The sequence below is a fragment of the Pseudomonas fluorescens genome (assembly GCF_902497875.1).
In the GTDB taxonomy this organism is placed as follows: Bacteria; Pseudomonadota; Gammaproteobacteria; order Pseudomonadales; family Pseudomonadaceae; genus Aquipseudomonas; species Aquipseudomonas fluorescens_BR.
In genome coordinates this window covers 232,510-247,500 of sequence record NZ_CABVHY010000007.1, presented here as the reverse complement: position 1 = coordinate 247,500, position 14,991 = coordinate 232,510, and the positions used below count along the sequence as shown (strand labels likewise).

At 58.3% G+C, this 14,991-nt stretch carries 14 protein-coding genes and 1 rRNA gene (1 of these 15 only partly in view); 4 read left to right on the top strand and 11 right to left on the bottom strand.

The features are described from left to right. The 7 genes from F8N85_RS09510 to F8N85_RS09475 all read right to left on the bottom strand — a co-directional run. Window positions 1–141, bottom strand: a 16S ribosomal RNA gene (locus tag F8N85_RS09510); it reaches 1,398 nt to the left of the window's first position. A gap of 545 nt (window positions 142–686) precedes the next feature. Further along, window positions 687–1,307 (bottom strand): protein-methionine-sulfoxide reductase heme-binding subunit MsrQ, encoded by a 621-nt coding sequence (msrQ, locus tag F8N85_RS09500; protein ID WP_150803360.1) that lies wholly within the window; start codon window positions 1,305–1,307, stop codon window positions 687–689. After that, entirely contained in the window at window positions 1,307–2,320 is a 1,014-nt protein-coding gene (gene msrP / locus F8N85_RS09495; protein WP_150803359.1) for a protein-methionine-sulfoxide reductase catalytic subunit MsrP, read from the bottom strand. Before msrP ends, msrQ begins: the two co-directional genes overlap by 1 nt. Before the next feature lie 63 nt (window positions 2,321–2,383). Continuing rightward, window positions 2,384–3,241: a CDP-diacylglycerol--serine O-phosphatidyltransferase gene (pssA, locus tag F8N85_RS09490; protein WP_150803358.1), complete on the bottom strand. Its 858-nt coding sequence runs from the start codon at window positions 3,239–3,241 to the stop codon at window positions 2,384–2,386. 145 nt (window positions 3,242–3,386) lie between these two features. After that, window positions 3,387–4,403, bottom strand: a complete 1,017-nt coding sequence (gene ilvC / locus F8N85_RS09485; RefSeq protein WP_150643297.1) for a ketol-acid reductoisomerase — start codon at window positions 4,401–4,403, stop codon at window positions 3,387–3,389. A gap of 48 nt (window positions 4,404–4,451) precedes the next feature. Beyond that, complete coding sequence (gene ilvN, locus F8N85_RS09480; RefSeq protein WP_150643298.1) at window positions 4,452–4,943, bottom strand: acetolactate synthase small subunit; 492 nt, start codon at window positions 4,941–4,943, stop codon at window positions 4,452–4,454. 2 nt (window positions 4,944–4,945) lie between these two features. After that, a complete protein-coding gene (locus F8N85_RS09475) occupies window positions 4,946–6,670 on the bottom strand; it encodes an acetolactate synthase 3 large subunit (protein ID WP_150803357.1) in 1,725 nt (574 codons plus the stop codon). 400 nt (window positions 6,671–7,070) lie between these two features. Between F8N85_RS09475 and F8N85_RS09470 the strand changes: the two genes are divergently transcribed. Beyond that, the gene (locus F8N85_RS09470) at window positions 7,071–7,493 is read left to right on the top strand and encodes a DUF4124 domain-containing protein (RefSeq protein ID WP_150803356.1); all 423 of its coding nucleotides are present in this window, start codon (window positions 7,071–7,073) and stop codon (window positions 7,491–7,493) included. A gap of 122 nt (window positions 7,494–7,615) precedes the next feature. On the opposite strand, the gene F8N85_RS09465 is transcribed toward F8N85_RS09470, so the two are convergent. From F8N85_RS09465 to mrcB, 3 genes are read right to left on the bottom strand one after another with little or no spacing between them, the layout of a single operon-like run. Further along, entirely contained in the window at window positions 7,616–7,951 is a 336-nt protein-coding gene (locus tag F8N85_RS09465; protein ID WP_150803355.1) for a YqcC family protein, read from the bottom strand. Then, window positions 7,951–8,682 (bottom strand): tetratricopeptide repeat protein, encoded by a 732-nt coding sequence (locus tag F8N85_RS09460; protein WP_150803354.1) that lies wholly within the window; start codon window positions 8,680–8,682, stop codon window positions 7,951–7,953. Before F8N85_RS09460 ends, F8N85_RS09465 begins: the two co-directional genes overlap by 1 nt. Window positions 8,683–8,698: 16 nt before the next feature. Further along, window positions 8,699–11,023, bottom strand: a complete 2,325-nt coding sequence (gene mrcB / locus F8N85_RS09455) for a penicillin-binding protein 1B (RefSeq protein WP_150803353.1) — start codon at window positions 11,021–11,023, stop codon at window positions 8,699–8,701. 116 nt (window positions 11,024–11,139) lie between these two features. Here mrcB and F8N85_RS09450 point away from each other — a divergent pair, with 116 nt between their 5' ends. The 3 genes from F8N85_RS09450 (at window position 11,140) to F8N85_RS09440 (ending at window position 13,652) form a co-directional block, all read left to right on the top strand. Further along, complete coding sequence (locus tag F8N85_RS09450; RefSeq protein WP_150803352.1) at window positions 11,140–12,696, top strand: AAA family ATPase; 1,557 nt, start codon at window positions 11,140–11,142, stop codon at window positions 12,694–12,696. Between the two features lie 91 nt (window positions 12,697–12,787). Then, window positions 12,788–13,132, top strand: a complete 345-nt coding sequence (locus F8N85_RS09445) for a pentapeptide repeat-containing protein (RefSeq protein WP_150803351.1) — start codon at window positions 12,788–12,790, stop codon at window positions 13,130–13,132. A 247-nt stretch (window positions 13,133–13,379) separates the two neighbouring features. After that, on the top strand, window positions 13,380–13,652 hold the full coding sequence (locus tag F8N85_RS09440) for a TfoX/Sxy family protein (RefSeq protein ID WP_150803350.1): 273 nt from the start codon (window positions 13,380–13,382) through the stop codon (window positions 13,650–13,652). Between the two features lie 396 nt (window positions 13,653–14,048). On the opposite strand, the gene deoC is transcribed toward F8N85_RS09440, so the two are convergent. Further along, a complete protein-coding gene (deoC, locus tag F8N85_RS09435) occupies window positions 14,049–14,807 on the bottom strand; it encodes a deoxyribose-phosphate aldolase (RefSeq protein WP_150803349.1) in 759 nt (252 codons plus the stop codon). Between the last annotated feature and the right edge of the window lie 184 nt (window positions 14,808–14,991).

Below are 14,991 nucleotides of genomic sequence, written 5' to 3'. Positions count from 1 at the left end.
CCACTACCAGGCAGATTCCTAGGCATTACTCACCCGTCCGCCGCTCGCCACCAGGTACAAGTACCCGTGCTGCCGCTCGACTTGCATGTGTTAGGCCTGCCGCCAGCGTTCAATCTGAGCCATGATCAAACTCTTCAGTTCAAACATCTTTGGGTTTTTAAGAAACCCTAAACTTGGCTCAGCAATCGTTGGTTACATCTTTGATTTCTCGCGGAGTAACTTGTGATGCTGATAATCTTGTTGACTATCAGTCTGACTCCACAAGCACCCACACGAATTGCTTGATTCAGTTGTTAAAGAGCGGTTGGTTAAGATTTTTCGTCTCAACCGAGGCGCGCATTCTACGCTTTCCTCTGCTGCTGTCAAGCGGTTATTTTCAGAAGTTTTCAAAGTTTCCTTTTTAACTTCAACCACTTGGCGCTTCCGATCACTCGTTAGCGGGAGGCGAATTCTACAGCGTTACTCGCTGCTGTCAACACCTGTTTTACACCGCTTTCGACCGAGTGGATCGAACCGTCAATAGGGCCAAACCCGCCGACCTTACCAACTCCCTCTGGGCTTCGATGAACTGAAGCAGCCCGCTGTCGAAAACCGCGTAACTCTTTGTTTACCAAGGAGTTTTCCGTTTCGACTGCGCCGGAAGTGGGGCGAATTATAGACTTCCAGGATCTGCCGTCAAGGACTAATTACACCTTTGTTGCAGAAGATGTCTTTTTAGCTGTTAACCGGGGAATTCGGCGCATGACGGATGGAATACGCAACGCTAATAGCAGCGCGCCTATAGAAGCATAGATCGCCCACTCCTTCAGATCCGCCCGGACGATCCAAAGCATATGCAGCAGCCCAAGCCCCAGGATCACATAAGCCAGGCGATGCAACTTCTTCCAGCCAGCACCGAGGCGCCGCTGACTGTAACGATTGGAAGTGACCGCCAATACCAGCAAACCCAGAAACCCAATACTGCCGACAATGATATAGGGCCGCTTGCGCAACTCGACCCCCAGCTGCGACCAGTCAAGGCCGAGGATAAACACCAGGTAGGCCGCCAGATGCAGGACCACGTAAGCAAAGCACCACAAACCCAACTGTCGGCGCACGGCAATCCATCCCGCCCAACCGCTCAGCCGCTGCAGAGGCGTAATGCTCAGGGTGATCAACAATAGGGTCAGCGTGCCCAAACCCAGGCGATCAACCAGCACCTTCCCCGGATCCGGCCCCAGGGCGAAGATCCAGGCCTGGTACAACCAGAGCAGCGGCCACACCGCCGCCACTATAAAGACGCCAATGCGCCATAACGGATAACGCATTAATAGTTCGTCCGCAGATCGAGGCCGGCATATAAAGAAGCCACCTCATCGGAGTAGCCGTTGAACATCTGCGTCTCGCGCACATTGGGACTGAACAGCCCGCTCGGTAGACGCCGTTCGCGCGCCTGAGTCCAGCGCGGATGGTCCACCTCAGGATTGACGTTGGCGTAGAACCCATACTCATCCGCCGCAATGCTCTGCCAGGTGGTTTTCGGCTGCTCGCTGACCAGGCTGATGCGCACGATGGATTTGATGCTCTTGAAACCGTATTTCCACGGCACCACCAGACGCAACGGCGCGCCGTTCTGATTAGGCAGCTCACGTCCATACATACCCACGGCCAGAATCGCCAAAGGGTTCATCGCCTCATCCAGGCGAAGCCCTTCTACATAGGGCCAGTCGATCAGGGCAAAGCCGGAACGCTGGCCCGGCATGCTCTTGGGATCCTGCAGGGTTTCGAAACGGATGAATCTTGCCTTGGAGGTCGGTTCGACCTGCTTGAGCAACGCCGAGACGGGAAAGCCGATCCAGGGGATCACCATCGACCAGGCCTCGACGCAGCGTAGACGGTAGATCCGCTCCTCCAACTGATAGGGCTTCATGAAGTCTTCCAGGGCATAACGCCCGGGCTTGCCGACCTCACCATCCACCACCACGCTCCACGGCTCGGTTTTCAGCGTACCGGCGTTTTGTGCCGGGTCACCTTTATCAGTGCCAAACTCATAGAAGTTGTTGTAGTGGGTCGCGTCTTTGAATGGGGTGATCGCCTCATCCTTGACCGTGACAGCCTGCCATTGGGTTGTCGGCAGCTTCTCGGTAAACCAGGCCGGCGCCTTACCCGGCTCGACATCCGCATAACGTGCGGCCGTATCGGCACTCGCCCAGCGCGGCAGACTGCTGACAGCCAGCGCGGTCATGGCGCCGCCCAGCACGCTGCGGCGAGAGTAGTAGAGAGATTCTGGCGTGACATCCGACTCTTGGCAGTCAGACGACTTGGGCAACTTGATTAACATGACAACTCCGCAGCATTGGAGGACTGATGCACCAATAGACTGCGGAGTATGAGGGATATTACATCACTCGACTTTTTTGTGACGGCGCAGACGCAGCAAGTACTGCACCGGGCCGGAAGCCGCATAGGCGAGGAATACCAGCAGCAGAATGCGCGGCGGATCACTGAACACCACGGCGAACACCAGCACCACCGCGAGAATCGCGACAAATGGCACCCGCCCTTTCAGATCCAGCTCCTTGAAGCTGTTGTACTTGATGTTGCTGACCATCAGCATACCGGCAGCCGCCACCATCAGCGCCACGAGGAAGGACATCTTGGAACCCTGGATGCCGTAGTCGCTGAACGCCCAGACAATCCCGGCGACTACACCTGCCGCGGCCGGACTGGCCAGACCGATGAAATAACGTTTGTCCGCGGTACCCACCTGAGTATTGAAACGTGCCAGACGCAACGCCGCGCCCGCCACATAGATGAAAGCGACCATCCAGCCCACTTTACCCATGTCACCCAACGCCCAGCCAAATGCCAGTAACGCGGGTGCGACACCAAAGGCGACCATATCGGACAACGAGTCATATTCAGCGCCGAAGGCGCTCTGGGTGTTGGTCATTCGGGCAACACGACCATCCAGCCCGTCGAGCACCATGGCGACGAAGATCGCGATCGCAGCAAACGCAAAATACTTGCTCGCGCTGACCGCGTCACCGGCACTCAAGGCACTTTGGGCGCTCATGGAGCTGATGATGGAGTAGAACCCCGCGAACAGGTTCGCGGTGGTAAACAAATTCGGCAGAAGATAGATACCACGATGCCGGACTTTACGGCCTTCAGCGTCATGCCCTTCTTCGACATGCTCATCGATCGGTAGCAGGCTTTCGGCGTCAGAGGCCTTGTTTGGCTCTTCGGGACGTTCGCTCATGGACATTACCTTGCAACGGTGTGGAGAATTTCGACAGGTGTCTGCGACGAGGGTTCGCGCGCAAACGATCCAGCTTTATACCAGAACCTGTCTGCCCAAACGAAAAAACGCGGCCTAAGCCGCGTTTTCTCTTCAAGGCCGGAACTTAGTTCTTGGCTTTGTCGACGATTTTGTTGGCACCGATCCACGGCATCATCGAGCGCAGTTGCTCGCCGATGATTTCGATACCGTGAGCGGCGTTGTTACGACGCTTGGCGGTCATCGATGGGTAGCCGGTAGCACCTTCGCTGATGAACATCTTGGCGTACTCACCGTCCTGAATGCGTTTCAGGGCGTTGCGCATGGCTTGACGGGATTCGGCGTTGATCACTTCCGGACCCGTCACGTACTCGCCGTATTCAGCGTTGTTGGAGATCGAGTAGTTCATGTTGGCGATACCGCCTTCGTACATGAGGTCGACGATCAGCTTCAGTTCGTGCAGGCATTCGAAGTAGGCCATTTCCGGCGCGTAGCCAGCTTCAACCAGGGTTTCGAAACCGGCTTTGACCAGTTCAACGGTACCGCCGCACAGAACGGCTTGTTCGCCGAACAGGTCGGTTTCAGTCTCGTCCTTGAAGGTGGTTTCGATGATGCCGGTACGACCACCGCCAACGCCGGCAGCGTAGGACAGCGCAACGTTTTTGGCGTTGCCGGAAGCATCCTGATAGATAGCGATCAGGTCAGGGATACCGCCGCCTTTGACGAACTCGGAACGCACGGTGTGGCCTGGAGCTTTCGGCGCGATCATGATCACGTCGAGGTCAGCGCGTGGCACTACCTGGTTGTAGTGGATCGCGAAGCCGTGGGAGAAGGCCAGAGTTGCGCCCTTCTTGATGTTCGGCTCGATTTCGTCTTTGTACAGCGCGGACTGGAACTCGTCCGGGGTCAGGATCATGACCAGGTCGGCAGCGGCAACAGCGCTGGCAACGTCGGTCACTTTCAGGCCGTGAGCTTCGGCCTTGGCAACGGTGGCCGAGCCTTTACGCAGACCGACAGTGACGTCAACGCCGGAATCTTTCAGGTTGCAAGCTTGTGCGTGGCCTTGTGAGCCGTAACCGATGATGGCTACTTTCTTGCCCTGGATGATCGACAGGTCACAGTCTTTTTCGTAATAAACTTTCATGAATTTCCCCTATATATCCAGGCCGTTCAGGCCATTCGCTAATTTGGTTTAGATGCTCAGCACTTTGTCGCCACGGGCAATCCCGGTGACGCCACTGCGTACGGTTTCCAGTATCGCGGCCGTGCCGATAGACTGAATGAAGCTGTCGAGTTTGTCGCTGGTACCGGTCAGTTGAACGGTATACACGCTGGCACTGACATCGACGATCTGCCCACGATAAATATCGGTAGTGCGCTTGATCTCGGCGCGCTGGGCGCCAGTGGCCTTGACCTTGACCAGCATCAGTTCGCGCTCGATATGAGCACTTTCCGACAGGTCGACCAGCTTGACCACTTCGATCAGCTTGTTCAGGTTCTTGGTGATCTGTTCGATCACTTCATCGTGCCCCACGGTGGTCAGCGTCAGACGCGACAGAGTCGGGTCTTCGGTCGGCGCCACAGTCAGGCTTTCGATGTTGTAGTTACGCTGCGAAAACAGGCCGACAACGCGAGACAAGGCGCCCGGTTCGTTTTCCAGAAGCAAGGAGATAATGTGCCGCATGATTAAGTACGCTCCGTCTTGCTCAGCCACATATCGCGCATCGAGCCGTCTTTGATCTGCATCGGGTAGACGTGCTCGCTGGTGTCGACTGCAATATCGAGCACCACCAGGCGATCCTTGAGGGCGAACGCCTCCTCCATCTTCGACTTCAAGTCTTTCGAGTCGGTAATGCGCACGCCGACGTGACCATAGGCCTCTGCCAGCTTGACGAAGTCAGGCAGCGACTCCATGTAGGAGTGCGAGTGACGGCTGCCGTAACTCATGTCTTGCCACTGGCGAACCATACCCAGAACACCGTTGTTCAGGATGACGATTTTTACCGGCAAACCATATTGCAAACAGGTGGACAGTTCCTGAATGTTCATCTGGATACTGCCCTCGCCCGTCACGCAGACGACGTCGGCATCCGGGAAGCTCAACTTGATGCCCATGGCCGCAGGGAAACCGAAGCCCATCGTGCCCAGCCCACCGGAGTTGATCCAGCGGTTAGGCTTGTTGAACCGGTAGTACTGCGCCGCGAACATCTGGTGCTGACCCACGTCGGAAGTGATGTAGGCATCGCCTTTGGTCACTTCGCTGAGGGTTTCGATCACGGTCTGCGGCTTGATGATGCTGCCGTCGCCCTTATCGTAAGGGAACAGGCCACGATCACCGCGCCACTCCTCGACTTGCTTCCACCAGCTGGCAACGGACTCCTTGTTCGGGGTCTCGCCGATCTCCTTGAGGGTCGCGACCATTTCGGTCAGCACGCTCTCGACCGGACCCACGATAGGCACGTCTGCCTTGATGGTCTTGGAGATCGAAGCGGGGTCGATGTCGATGTGAATGATCTTGGCATTCGGACAGAACTTGGCCGGGCCGTTGATTACCCGATCATCGAAACGCGCACCGACCGCAAGGATCACGTCGGCATGGTGCATGGCAAGGTTGGCAGTGTAGCTGCCGTGCATGCCGAGCATGCCGATGAACTGCCGATCAGTGCCAGGGTATGCGCCCAGGCCCATCAACGTATTGGTCACCGGCAGATTGAGCATTTGCGCCAGTTCGGTCAGCGGTGCAGAACCGCCGCCCAGAATCACCCCACCGCCCGCATAAAGCACCGGACGCTTGGCCGCCAGCAGCATTTCCGCGGCTTTGCGGATTTGTCCGGAGTGCCCGCGAACAGCCGGGCTGTAGGAGCGCAGCTTGGCTTTTTTCGGGAAGATGTATTCGAACTTCTCGGCCGGGTTGGTCATGTCTTTCGGGATATCGACCACGACCGGGCCAGGACGACCGGATTGCGCCAGGTAGAACGCTTTCTTCATGACTTCCGGGATTTCCGACGCATGCTTGATCATGAAGCTGTGTTTCACGATCGGCCGGGAGATACCGATCATGTCGGTTTCCTGGAATGCGTCGGTGCCCACCATGGTGCTAGGCACCTGGCCGGAAATGATCACCATCGGAATGGAGTCCATGTAGGCCGTGGCAATACCGGTGATGGCGTTGGTCGCGCCCGGGCCAGAGGTCACCAGTACCACGCCGGCTTTACCGGTGGCACGAGCGTAGCCGTCAGCCATATGGGTCGCAGCCTGTTCGTGCCGAACCAGGATGTGAGTCACTTCCGGTTCTTTGAACAGCGCATCGTAAACATGAAGCAGAGCACCACCCGGGTACCCGTAGATATATTTGACGCCTTCGTCACGCAAAAAGCGGACGAGCATCTCACCGCCAGATAAAAGCTCCACGTTGTTCACCTCTAAAACGCCAGAATACCGTCCACTCACAAGGGAACGGGTCTTAATAGGTTTACTGCTTAGCAGAGCATGAGCGACGGTGGTCGCCGACTACGTCAGCACTGACTGAGCAAGTATTGGGAACTCCCCAAGTGTTGCGGGGGTTTCCCACCCAGCGCGAGGTAACGCGTTGCGGGTGTAACAGGTCGGCGCGGATGTGCACCTCATGATCTGCTGAGCGGGTCTGCTTCTGGCAGTCCCTCTACAGCGGACTTTGGATTCTTCTGTTTCGCCCTCTCCAAGTCAAGTCGTCAAATGCTTTATTCGAACTAAGCGCATGAGAAAGCAAGAAAAAACCTCTAAACAGCATCTGTGTTAGCTTCAATTGCGCAACCCATGACAAGGAAATGGCATGCGAACGTTTTTCTTCACTGCGAGCTTGCTGATCAGCCTGAGCCCTTTGTGCATGGCCGCTCAGATCTACAAATGGGTCGACGCTCAGGGCGTTACCCACTTCGATGCACAACCGCCCCAAGGCCAGGCCGCCACCACCGTGACGCCCTCCCCGCCCGCCGGCAAACCGACCGCAGCGCCGCCACACAGCAGCGCCATCGGCGATCAACAGGCCATCGACAACAAAGTGAAAAAGCAGGTTGCCGAGCAGCAAGCCCGGTTAAAGGCGTTCTGTGAGCAGGCCCGAACCAATCTGGCTCAACTGCAGAACAATCCGCGCTTACGGGAGGAGGTCGACGGTGGGATGCGCCGCCTCACCGACGAACAACGTCAGGATCGCATCACCGAAGCACAGAAGCAGATTGCGGATAACTGCCAGTAGGTACCTGTAGGAGCCGAGCTTGCTCCGGGCGGCGTTCCGACGATGACGGCCTGACATTCAAAAGATATGTTGAACGTTACACCGCTATCGCGAGCAAGCTCGGCTCCTACAAGGGTTCGGGGTCAGCGGGAGGCGGTGATCAGCAGATCGAATTCCTTGAGCAGGATCTGCAGCCGCCGATCCTTGCCCTGGACATTTCGGGCAGCGAAGACCATTTCGGCCATCTCCTGAATACCCGAAACATTGGGCAGCGGTAGATCGTTTTCCAGAATCGCTTTCATCCGCGGCAGAAAGATCCATTGCAGCCATTGCTCGAAGTCCAGGGTATCGATCGAGAATGGTTCGACACTGCTTAGAGCTTCTGCCGATGGCGAGACTTCGTCCCACCAACCCTGCACCCGCAGTTCACGTTCGATCAACAGCAGCTGCTCGGCGATCTTCGGAAAGCGCGCATCCATCAGAGACTTACCTTGGCCTTCTGCCGGGCCAGTGCGGCACCCGCTGGATCACCCTGCTTCTCACGCGCCTGAGCGATCAACCCCCACAGGCTTGCCTGAAGAGCCGGGCGACCATTGGCGAAGCTCAGCCCGCGACGAGCGAACTGCTCGGCTTGCGCCGCATCACCCTGGGCCATGCGCACCTGCGCCAAACGGTAGAGCACTTGGGGTTCGCGCGGGGCGACACGCTGGGCGCGTTCCAGGCTGGAGGATGCGCCGTTGAGGTCGCCGCCGGCCTGTTGCTGCTGAGCAGTGGTGAGCAAGGCCAGTACCGGACCGTCCAGTTGTTCGTCGGCCGACAGCCCGCCGGAGTTCGACGGAGGAATCCCGCTCGGCGTCGACGGCAGGTTGTAGGTGCCCTGATTGATCGGTGCCGATTGAACCGGCGCAGAATCCATCGGCCCGGGCGTGATCGGCCCCGGGGTAATGGGTGTAGTACTGATCGGTGCCGAAGCGGCTGCAGCGCCACCCGGGATCATCACCATCACGCCTTCGCCTTGCGGAATGGCTTGAGTCTGGGCTTGCGTCGGACGCTGTACGGTCGTCTGACGGGAGCCACCATTGGCCTGGATCCGCTCACTGTTGGAAACGGCACTGCCGGAGTCCACCACCGGGATCGAACCGCGCTGCACACTGGCGCAACCATTGAGCAAAGCCAGAGCTGTAATAGCTGGAATCCACCACTTGTTCACTTCAAACCCTCTTCGCTTAATTCATCCAGCCTTTGACCCAATCCATCACCGCATCGGCGGGTGCAGGGCTTTCGCCAGCACACGCGGCACCGGGTGGTGGTTCACTGCCGCGAATATACGGCATCTGCACCGCGCCTGGACAACTCGCTTCGGAACCCTGCCCGGTACGGGAGTCGACCCAGGCCTGAACCACATTATCCGGCTGTGGCATATCCAGCGGCAACGGATCCGCCTTGCGCATGAAACTGGTCCAGACCTGCAGGGCACCCGTGGCACCGGTGAATGGCGTCTTGCCGTTGTCATCGCGACCCATCCAGACCACCGCCAGCAGATCCTGGCTGAAACCGGCGAACCAGCTGTCCCGCGAATCGTTACTGGTGCCGGTCTTGCCCGCCAGTGCCAGAGTTTTCGGCAGGGAGTTGTAGACCGAACTGCCGGTACCTTCACGCATCACCCGCTGCATCGCGCTCTGAATCAGGAAGATCGAACCCGGATCAAAGCGCTGCTGAATCTGGAATGGATAACGCTTGAGCGGTTCGCCTTCGGCGGTCAGCACGCTACGAATCCCGCGCATCGGCGTATTGAATCCACCGTTGGCCAGCGTCTGGTACATGGTCGCCACTTCCATCGGGCTCAAGCCGCCGGCCCCCAGCAACATCGACGGGAAGGCCGGAAATTCACGCTCAACACCAAGCCGCGCGAGCGTCTTGAGGACATTCGGCACGCCGACTGCCAGGCCAAGCCGGGCGGTCGACAGGTTGTAGGAGTGCGCCAAACCTTGATACAGGAATACCGTGCCGTGGGAGCGACGATCATAGTTCTGCGGCTTCCAGACCTGCCCATCGGCGCCTTTCACCGAAAAAGACTCATCGGAGAGCCAACTGGTCAAGGTGTACTGGCTCGGCTTCTCAAGCGCGGTCAGGTAAACCGCCGGCTTGATCAGGGAGCCGATCGGACGCACTGCATCCAGCGCCCGGTTGAACCCGGCAAAACCAGCCTGACGACTGCCAATCATGGCCTGGACTTCCCCGGTTTCCGGGTTGGTCACCACCATCGCGGCTTCGACCTCATCCGAGCCCTTGCGCCCGGCCAGACGCTTGAAGGTATCGTTGACCGAAGCCTCGGCCTTCATCTGCAGGATCGGATCGAAACTGGTGAAAATCCGCAAGCCCTCTTCGGTCAAGTCTTCGTCGCGGTAATCTTCGCGCAGCTGGCGCTTGACCAGGTCAATGAAGCCCGGGTACGAAGTGTCGGCCAGACTGCCGCGCTTGGTCACGCCCAGTGGCATCTTCTTCGCCGCGGCCACCTGCTCGGCGGTCGCGACACCCTGCTCTTGCAACACATCGAGCACCAGGTTACGCCGCTCGAGCGCGCGCTCTGGATTACGCCGCGGGTTGTAGGAAGACGGCCCCTTGACCATGCCCACCAACAACGCCACCTGATGCAGCTTGAGTTCAGACAGCGGTTGGCTGAAGAAGAACTGGCTGGCCAAGCCGAAACCGTGCACCGCACGCTGACCGTCCTGACCGACGAAGACTTCGTTGAGGTAAGCCTCGAGGATTTCGCGCTTGTCGTAATGCAGCTCAAGCAGCAAGGCCATCATCGCCTCGGTCAACTTGCGGGTCAGGCTGCGTTCGTTGGTCAGGTAGAAGTTCTTGACCAGTTGCTGGGTCAAGGTACTGCCACCCTGGCGCATGTGTCCCGACGAGGTGTTGATCCACACAGCCCGGGCGATCGACTTGGGCGAGACGCCGAAGTGATGATAGAAATCCCGGTCCTCCACCGCGACCAGCGTCTCGAGCAGGTATGGCGGTACCTGATCGATCTTGATCAGGATGCGATCCTCTAGATTTTTCGGGTAAAGACCGCCGATCAACAGGGGTTCAAGACGCACCACCGCGACTTTCGAACCGTTAGTCCCCGAGAGCCCGGCCACATAGTCGCCGGAGAAACGCACGCGTACCGGCTGAGCCTGCTCCATCCCTTCATAGAACTGGAAGCCGCGGGTATTCAAGTCGACCGTGTTGCCACTGACCGCGGCTGCGCCCGGACCATTGGCGACACTTTCGCGCCGGTAACCGAGCGCATCGAGCTCGATCAGAAAATCTTCCTTACTGAGCTTTTGTCCGACGAACAGCTCCAGCGGTCGGGCATAAACCTTGGCCGGAATGGTCCAGCGCTTGCCGGAGAACTTCTCCTGGACCACGGCATCGAGATAAACCGCAAAGCCGGCGAGCACCACCAGGGCGACCAGACTGAGCTTCAGAGCCCAGCCCAGCCAAGGGCGCAGGCCAGCAGACGGGGGTTTGGAACGGGAACGGGGGGATCGGGTACGAGTCATGGCGGCGGATTATACGCACTTTATTCATACTCAACAGGAGCCCTCCGAGGTTTGCACGACAGCCGCATGCGGCCATAATGACGTCCTTGAATTTTCCCGACTCTGAAGGATCGCCTGTGAGCCAGTCCCTGATCGCCGCCCTGCAAAACCCGGCCCTCTATCCCCATCCCGTAGACGGTTTCCAGGTTATCGAGACGCACATCTCCTGGGTGCTGCTGACAGGCCCCTACGCCTATAAAGTGAAGAAGCCGGTCAATTTCGGCTTCCTCGACTTCACCGGCCTGGAGGCTCGCGAACACTTCTGCGGCGAAGAACTGCGCCTGAACCAGCGCCTGACCCATGATTTGTATCTGGAAGTGCTGCCGATCACCGGCAGCGCCGATGCACCGCAATTGGCTGGCAGTGGTCCGGTGATCGACTACGCGCTGAAAATGCGCCAGTTCCCGCAAAGCCAGTTGCTCAGCACCTTGCAAGCCAATGGCGAACTGACCACCGCACACATTGACCAGATGGCCCGGCAGATCGCCCTGTTCCACCTCAGTGCGCCCGTGGTCCCGACAGACCACGAAGCCGGCACCCCGGAAAGCGTGATGGCACCGGTACGGCAGAATTTCGAACAGATCCGCCCGTTCCTCAGCGACAAGGCCGACCTGCTGCAACTCGAGGCTCTGCAAGCCTGGGCTGAAAGCAGCTTCGAGCGCCTCAAGCCACTGTTCGCCCAGCGCAAGGCCGAAGGTTTTATCCGCGAATGTCATGGCGACATTCACTTGGGCAATGCCACGGTAATCGACGGCGAAGTGGTGATCTTCGACTGCATCGAGTTCAACGAACCCTTCCGTTTCACTGACGTGTACGCCGACACCGGTTTCCTTGCGATGGACCTGGAAGATCGCGGCCTTAAAAGCCTGGCCCGACGGTTCATCAGTCAGTACCTGGAGCTGACCGGCGATTACCGCGGACTTGAGCTGCTGAACTTCTACAAAGCCTACCGCGCGCTGGTTCGCGCCAAGGTCAGCCTGTTCAGCATGCCCGCCGAAGCCGATCCGGTACTGCGTGCGACCACCCTGCGCCAGTACCGCAACTACGCCAATCTGGCAGAAAGCTACAGCACCATCCCATCGCGCTTTCTGGCGATCACCCACGGTGTTTCGGCCGTCGGCAAGAGTTATGTGGCCACGCGCCTGGTGGAAGCACTGGGTGCGATCCGCCTGCGCTCCGACGTCGAACGCAAACGCCTGTTCGGTGAGCAACAGGTGCCGAATGATCCACAAGTCGGGATCTACAGCGCCGAGTCGAGCGCTGTCACCTACGCCCACCTGCATGAGATTGCCGCGGTCATTCTGCGCGCCGGCTTCCCGGTGGTGATCGACGCCACCTACCTCAAGCGCGAACAGCGCGATGGCGCCGCGAAAATCGCCGAAGCCACCGGCGCGCCGTTCCTGATCCTCGACTGCAACGCACCGCAAGCGGTGATCGAGAGCTGGCTGGCGCGACGTCAGGCGGACAAGAACGATCCGTCCGACGCGACCATGGCGGTTATCGAAGCTCAGCAAGCCACTCGTGAAGCGCTGACGCCAGCAGAGATCCTCTGCAGCAAACGCGTCCAGACCAATGAAAGCGGCACCCTGGATACCGTAGTTGCACAAATTCGCCAGCGCATGCCCGGCCTGTAAGCAACTATCGAGGTCGTGGAACCGATAACAGTTTCGCGACCTCAAGACAGTGGCACTATACTGGCGTCATAAATCCAACAGGTGACGTCCCATGAGCCAGCCAAAATTCCTCGACACCCCGCTTTACGCGCTGCTGCACAAAGACGACATTACCGGCTTCAATAACGAGAGGCCAAAAGACGCGCCTGTCGATATGCGCGGCGGTGATTTCCGCGGCCTCGATCTGCGCGAACTGAATGCCGAAGATATTGACTTCACGGATGCCTACTTCCGTTCGGCTGACTTGCGCGGTCTGGACTTGCGCAGTGCCTGCATGGAAGGCGCAAGCCTGGCACATGCGCAAATCTCTGGAGCGTACTTCCCGCCAGAACTGACGGCAGATGAAATTCTGATGTCGGTCAATTTCGGTACGCGCTTGCGCTACCGCACCAAGTAACGTCTTCCCCTCCTCAGAGTCCGGCGCCCTTGCTGTGCGCTGGGCAGGGCGTTGCGCGCCTTGCAGTCATCCAGCCTGCCCGCCGACAACTTCCCCCCTACTGCGCTTACAGCGCTTTCCATAGCCCTCTGGGCGGGCGGCTTAGAAGCTTTTTCAACGAAACCGACCAAACAACCACGCTTTTCCTACTGACCGCTACACTCCTTGAAACTCGCCCACGCTTGTTCGGCCGTCGCAAGGAGGCTTGATGAATGATGAACTGCAACACCTGAAGAACCTTGGCAAGACGTCGGCGCAATGGCTGCATGCCGTGGGCATCCATAGTGCTTCGGACTTGCGTCGACTGGGAGCGGTGGATGCGTATCGCGCTGTGCGAACCAGGGGGTTTCGCGCGTCGAAAGTGCTGTTGTATGCCATTGAAGGGGCTCTGATGGACGTGCATTGGAACGACATTCCGGCAGAGCGCAAAGAGGCCTTGAACAAACAGCTGGAAGCCATATCGGCACGCCATAAAAACTGAGCCGACGCGATTGTCATTTACTTACTCGGGGGCACCGGCCTGCGCCGAGGCACTGATCAATCGACTGCTACCTGGTCCAGGACCTGCGGAGCAAGAAAATCATCCATCCGGTTCGCCTCAAATAAACTCTCCGGGCCCCTGCTTACCGGGCGAGCCGAAAGAGTCTGCCACTCGATTCAGCGAAATGCGTAAATCAGCTGTTGACACAGAAATGAGAATCGTTATGATTGGCGCAACTGGTCGCGAGATCAGTCGATGACCTGGAAGACCAGTGGTTCGGACTCTCAGATTATCTCCTCATCAGGCTAATCACGGTTATTTGACCCGGCTTTTTTGCCGGGTCTTTTTTTGCCTGTCAAAAAGTCGCTGAAGCCTTTGCCAAGCGCCAGATCAACGCTACCGGCCAGGTCCTTGCTCCAGACAGGCGAGCAGTTCATCCAGCAAGCCCGAAGCACCAATGCGCATATGACTGGCACTTACCCAGTCGGCCCCCATGCGCTGCCGGGCAAGCCCGATATACAGGCGGGCATCCGCCAGCGTACGAATCCCCCCGGAAACCTTGAGGCCGACCTCGGCTCCCTGCTCGGCGATGGCCTCCAGCATGATTCGCGCGGATTGCTCCGTGGCATTGATCGCCACCTTGCCGGTGCTGGTCTTGATGAAATCCGCGCCTGCGGCAATCGCGTCCAGGCTGGCCCGGCGAATCAGCTGCGGATCGCGCAGTTCACCGGTTTCCAGAATCGCTTTGAGCAGCACCGATCCTGAACAGACTTTCCGGCAGGCGGCCAGCAACTCCCGGCCGATGTCGCAATCCCCTGCCAGCAACCCATGAAAGGGGTAGACCACATCTACCTCATCCGCTCCCGCAGCTATAGCCTGCGCGACCTGGGTGACGGTTGAAGCGATGTTGCTACCGCCGTAAGGGAAGTTGGCAACGGTTGCCACCCGGACCTGCGCCCCTCCCAGGCTGTTCAGGGTGTTGCGTGCCAGGCCGACAAACCGCGGATAGACGCAGACCGCCGCCACCGGACCAAAAGGAGTCATTGCGCGCAGGCAAAGCCTGACGATAGCTGCGTCATCATCATCGGCATTCAGCGAGGTCAGATCGAGCAAGCTGATTGCCAGGCGAGCCAGCTGTTTATCCGGTTGATCCATAGGTTCCCCCACCTTCAATGGTCGGCACAATGGATAAACAATAAAGCAGTCAGTCGAATGAGTGCCTGACTTTGAACCAGTTAGGACACTAACTACGCGACTAACAGAAACTTCCGATACAGGAGGTATGCCTTTGATCAAATCATGCAGTTCCTTCGCCCCATCTGCACGCAGGCAGGACGGC

What these genes read in the sequence shown, in the direction of transcription:
- msrQ (WP_150803360.1), bottom strand. Translation starts at nt 1,307, where the DNA reads ATGCGTTATCCGTTATGGCGCATTGGCGTCTTTATAGTGGCGGCGGTG.
- msrP (WP_150803359.1), bottom strand. Translation starts at nt 2,320, where the DNA reads ATGTTAATCAAGTTGCCCAAGTCGTCTGACTGCCAAGAGTCGGATGTC.
- pssA (WP_150803358.1), bottom strand. Translation starts at nt 3,241, where the DNA reads ATGAGCGAACGTCCCGAAGAGCCAAACAAGGCCTCTGACGCCGAAAGC.
- ilvC (WP_150643297.1), bottom strand. Translation starts at nt 4,403, where the DNA reads ATGAAAGTTTATTACGAAAAAGACTGTGACCTGTCGATCATCCAGGGC.
- ilvN (WP_150643298.1), bottom strand. Translation starts at nt 4,943, where the DNA reads ATGCGGCACATTATCTCCTTGCTTCTGGAAAACGAACCGGGCGCCTTG.
- F8N85_RS09470 (WP_150803356.1), top strand. Translation starts at nt 7,071, where the DNA reads ATGCGAACGTTTTTCTTCACTGCGAGCTTGCTGATCAGCCTGAGCCCT.
- F8N85_RS09465 (WP_150803355.1), bottom strand. Translation starts at nt 7,951, where the DNA reads ATGGATGCGCGCTTTCCGAAGATCGCCGAGCAGCTGCTGTTGATCGAA.
- mrcB (WP_150803353.1), bottom strand. Translation starts at nt 11,023, where the DNA reads ATGACTCGTACCCGATCCCCCCGTTCCCGTTCCAAACCCCCGTCTGCT.
- F8N85_RS09445 (WP_150803351.1), top strand. Translation starts at nt 12,788, where the DNA reads ATGAGCCAGCCAAAATTCCTCGACACCCCGCTTTACGCGCTGCTGCAC.
- F8N85_RS09440 (WP_150803350.1), top strand. Translation starts at nt 13,380, where the DNA reads ATGAATGATGAACTGCAACACCTGAAGAACCTTGGCAAGACGTCGGCG.
- deoC (WP_150803349.1), bottom strand. Translation starts at nt 14,807, where the DNA reads ATGGATCAACCGGATAAACAGCTGGCTCGCCTGGCAATCAGCTTGCTC.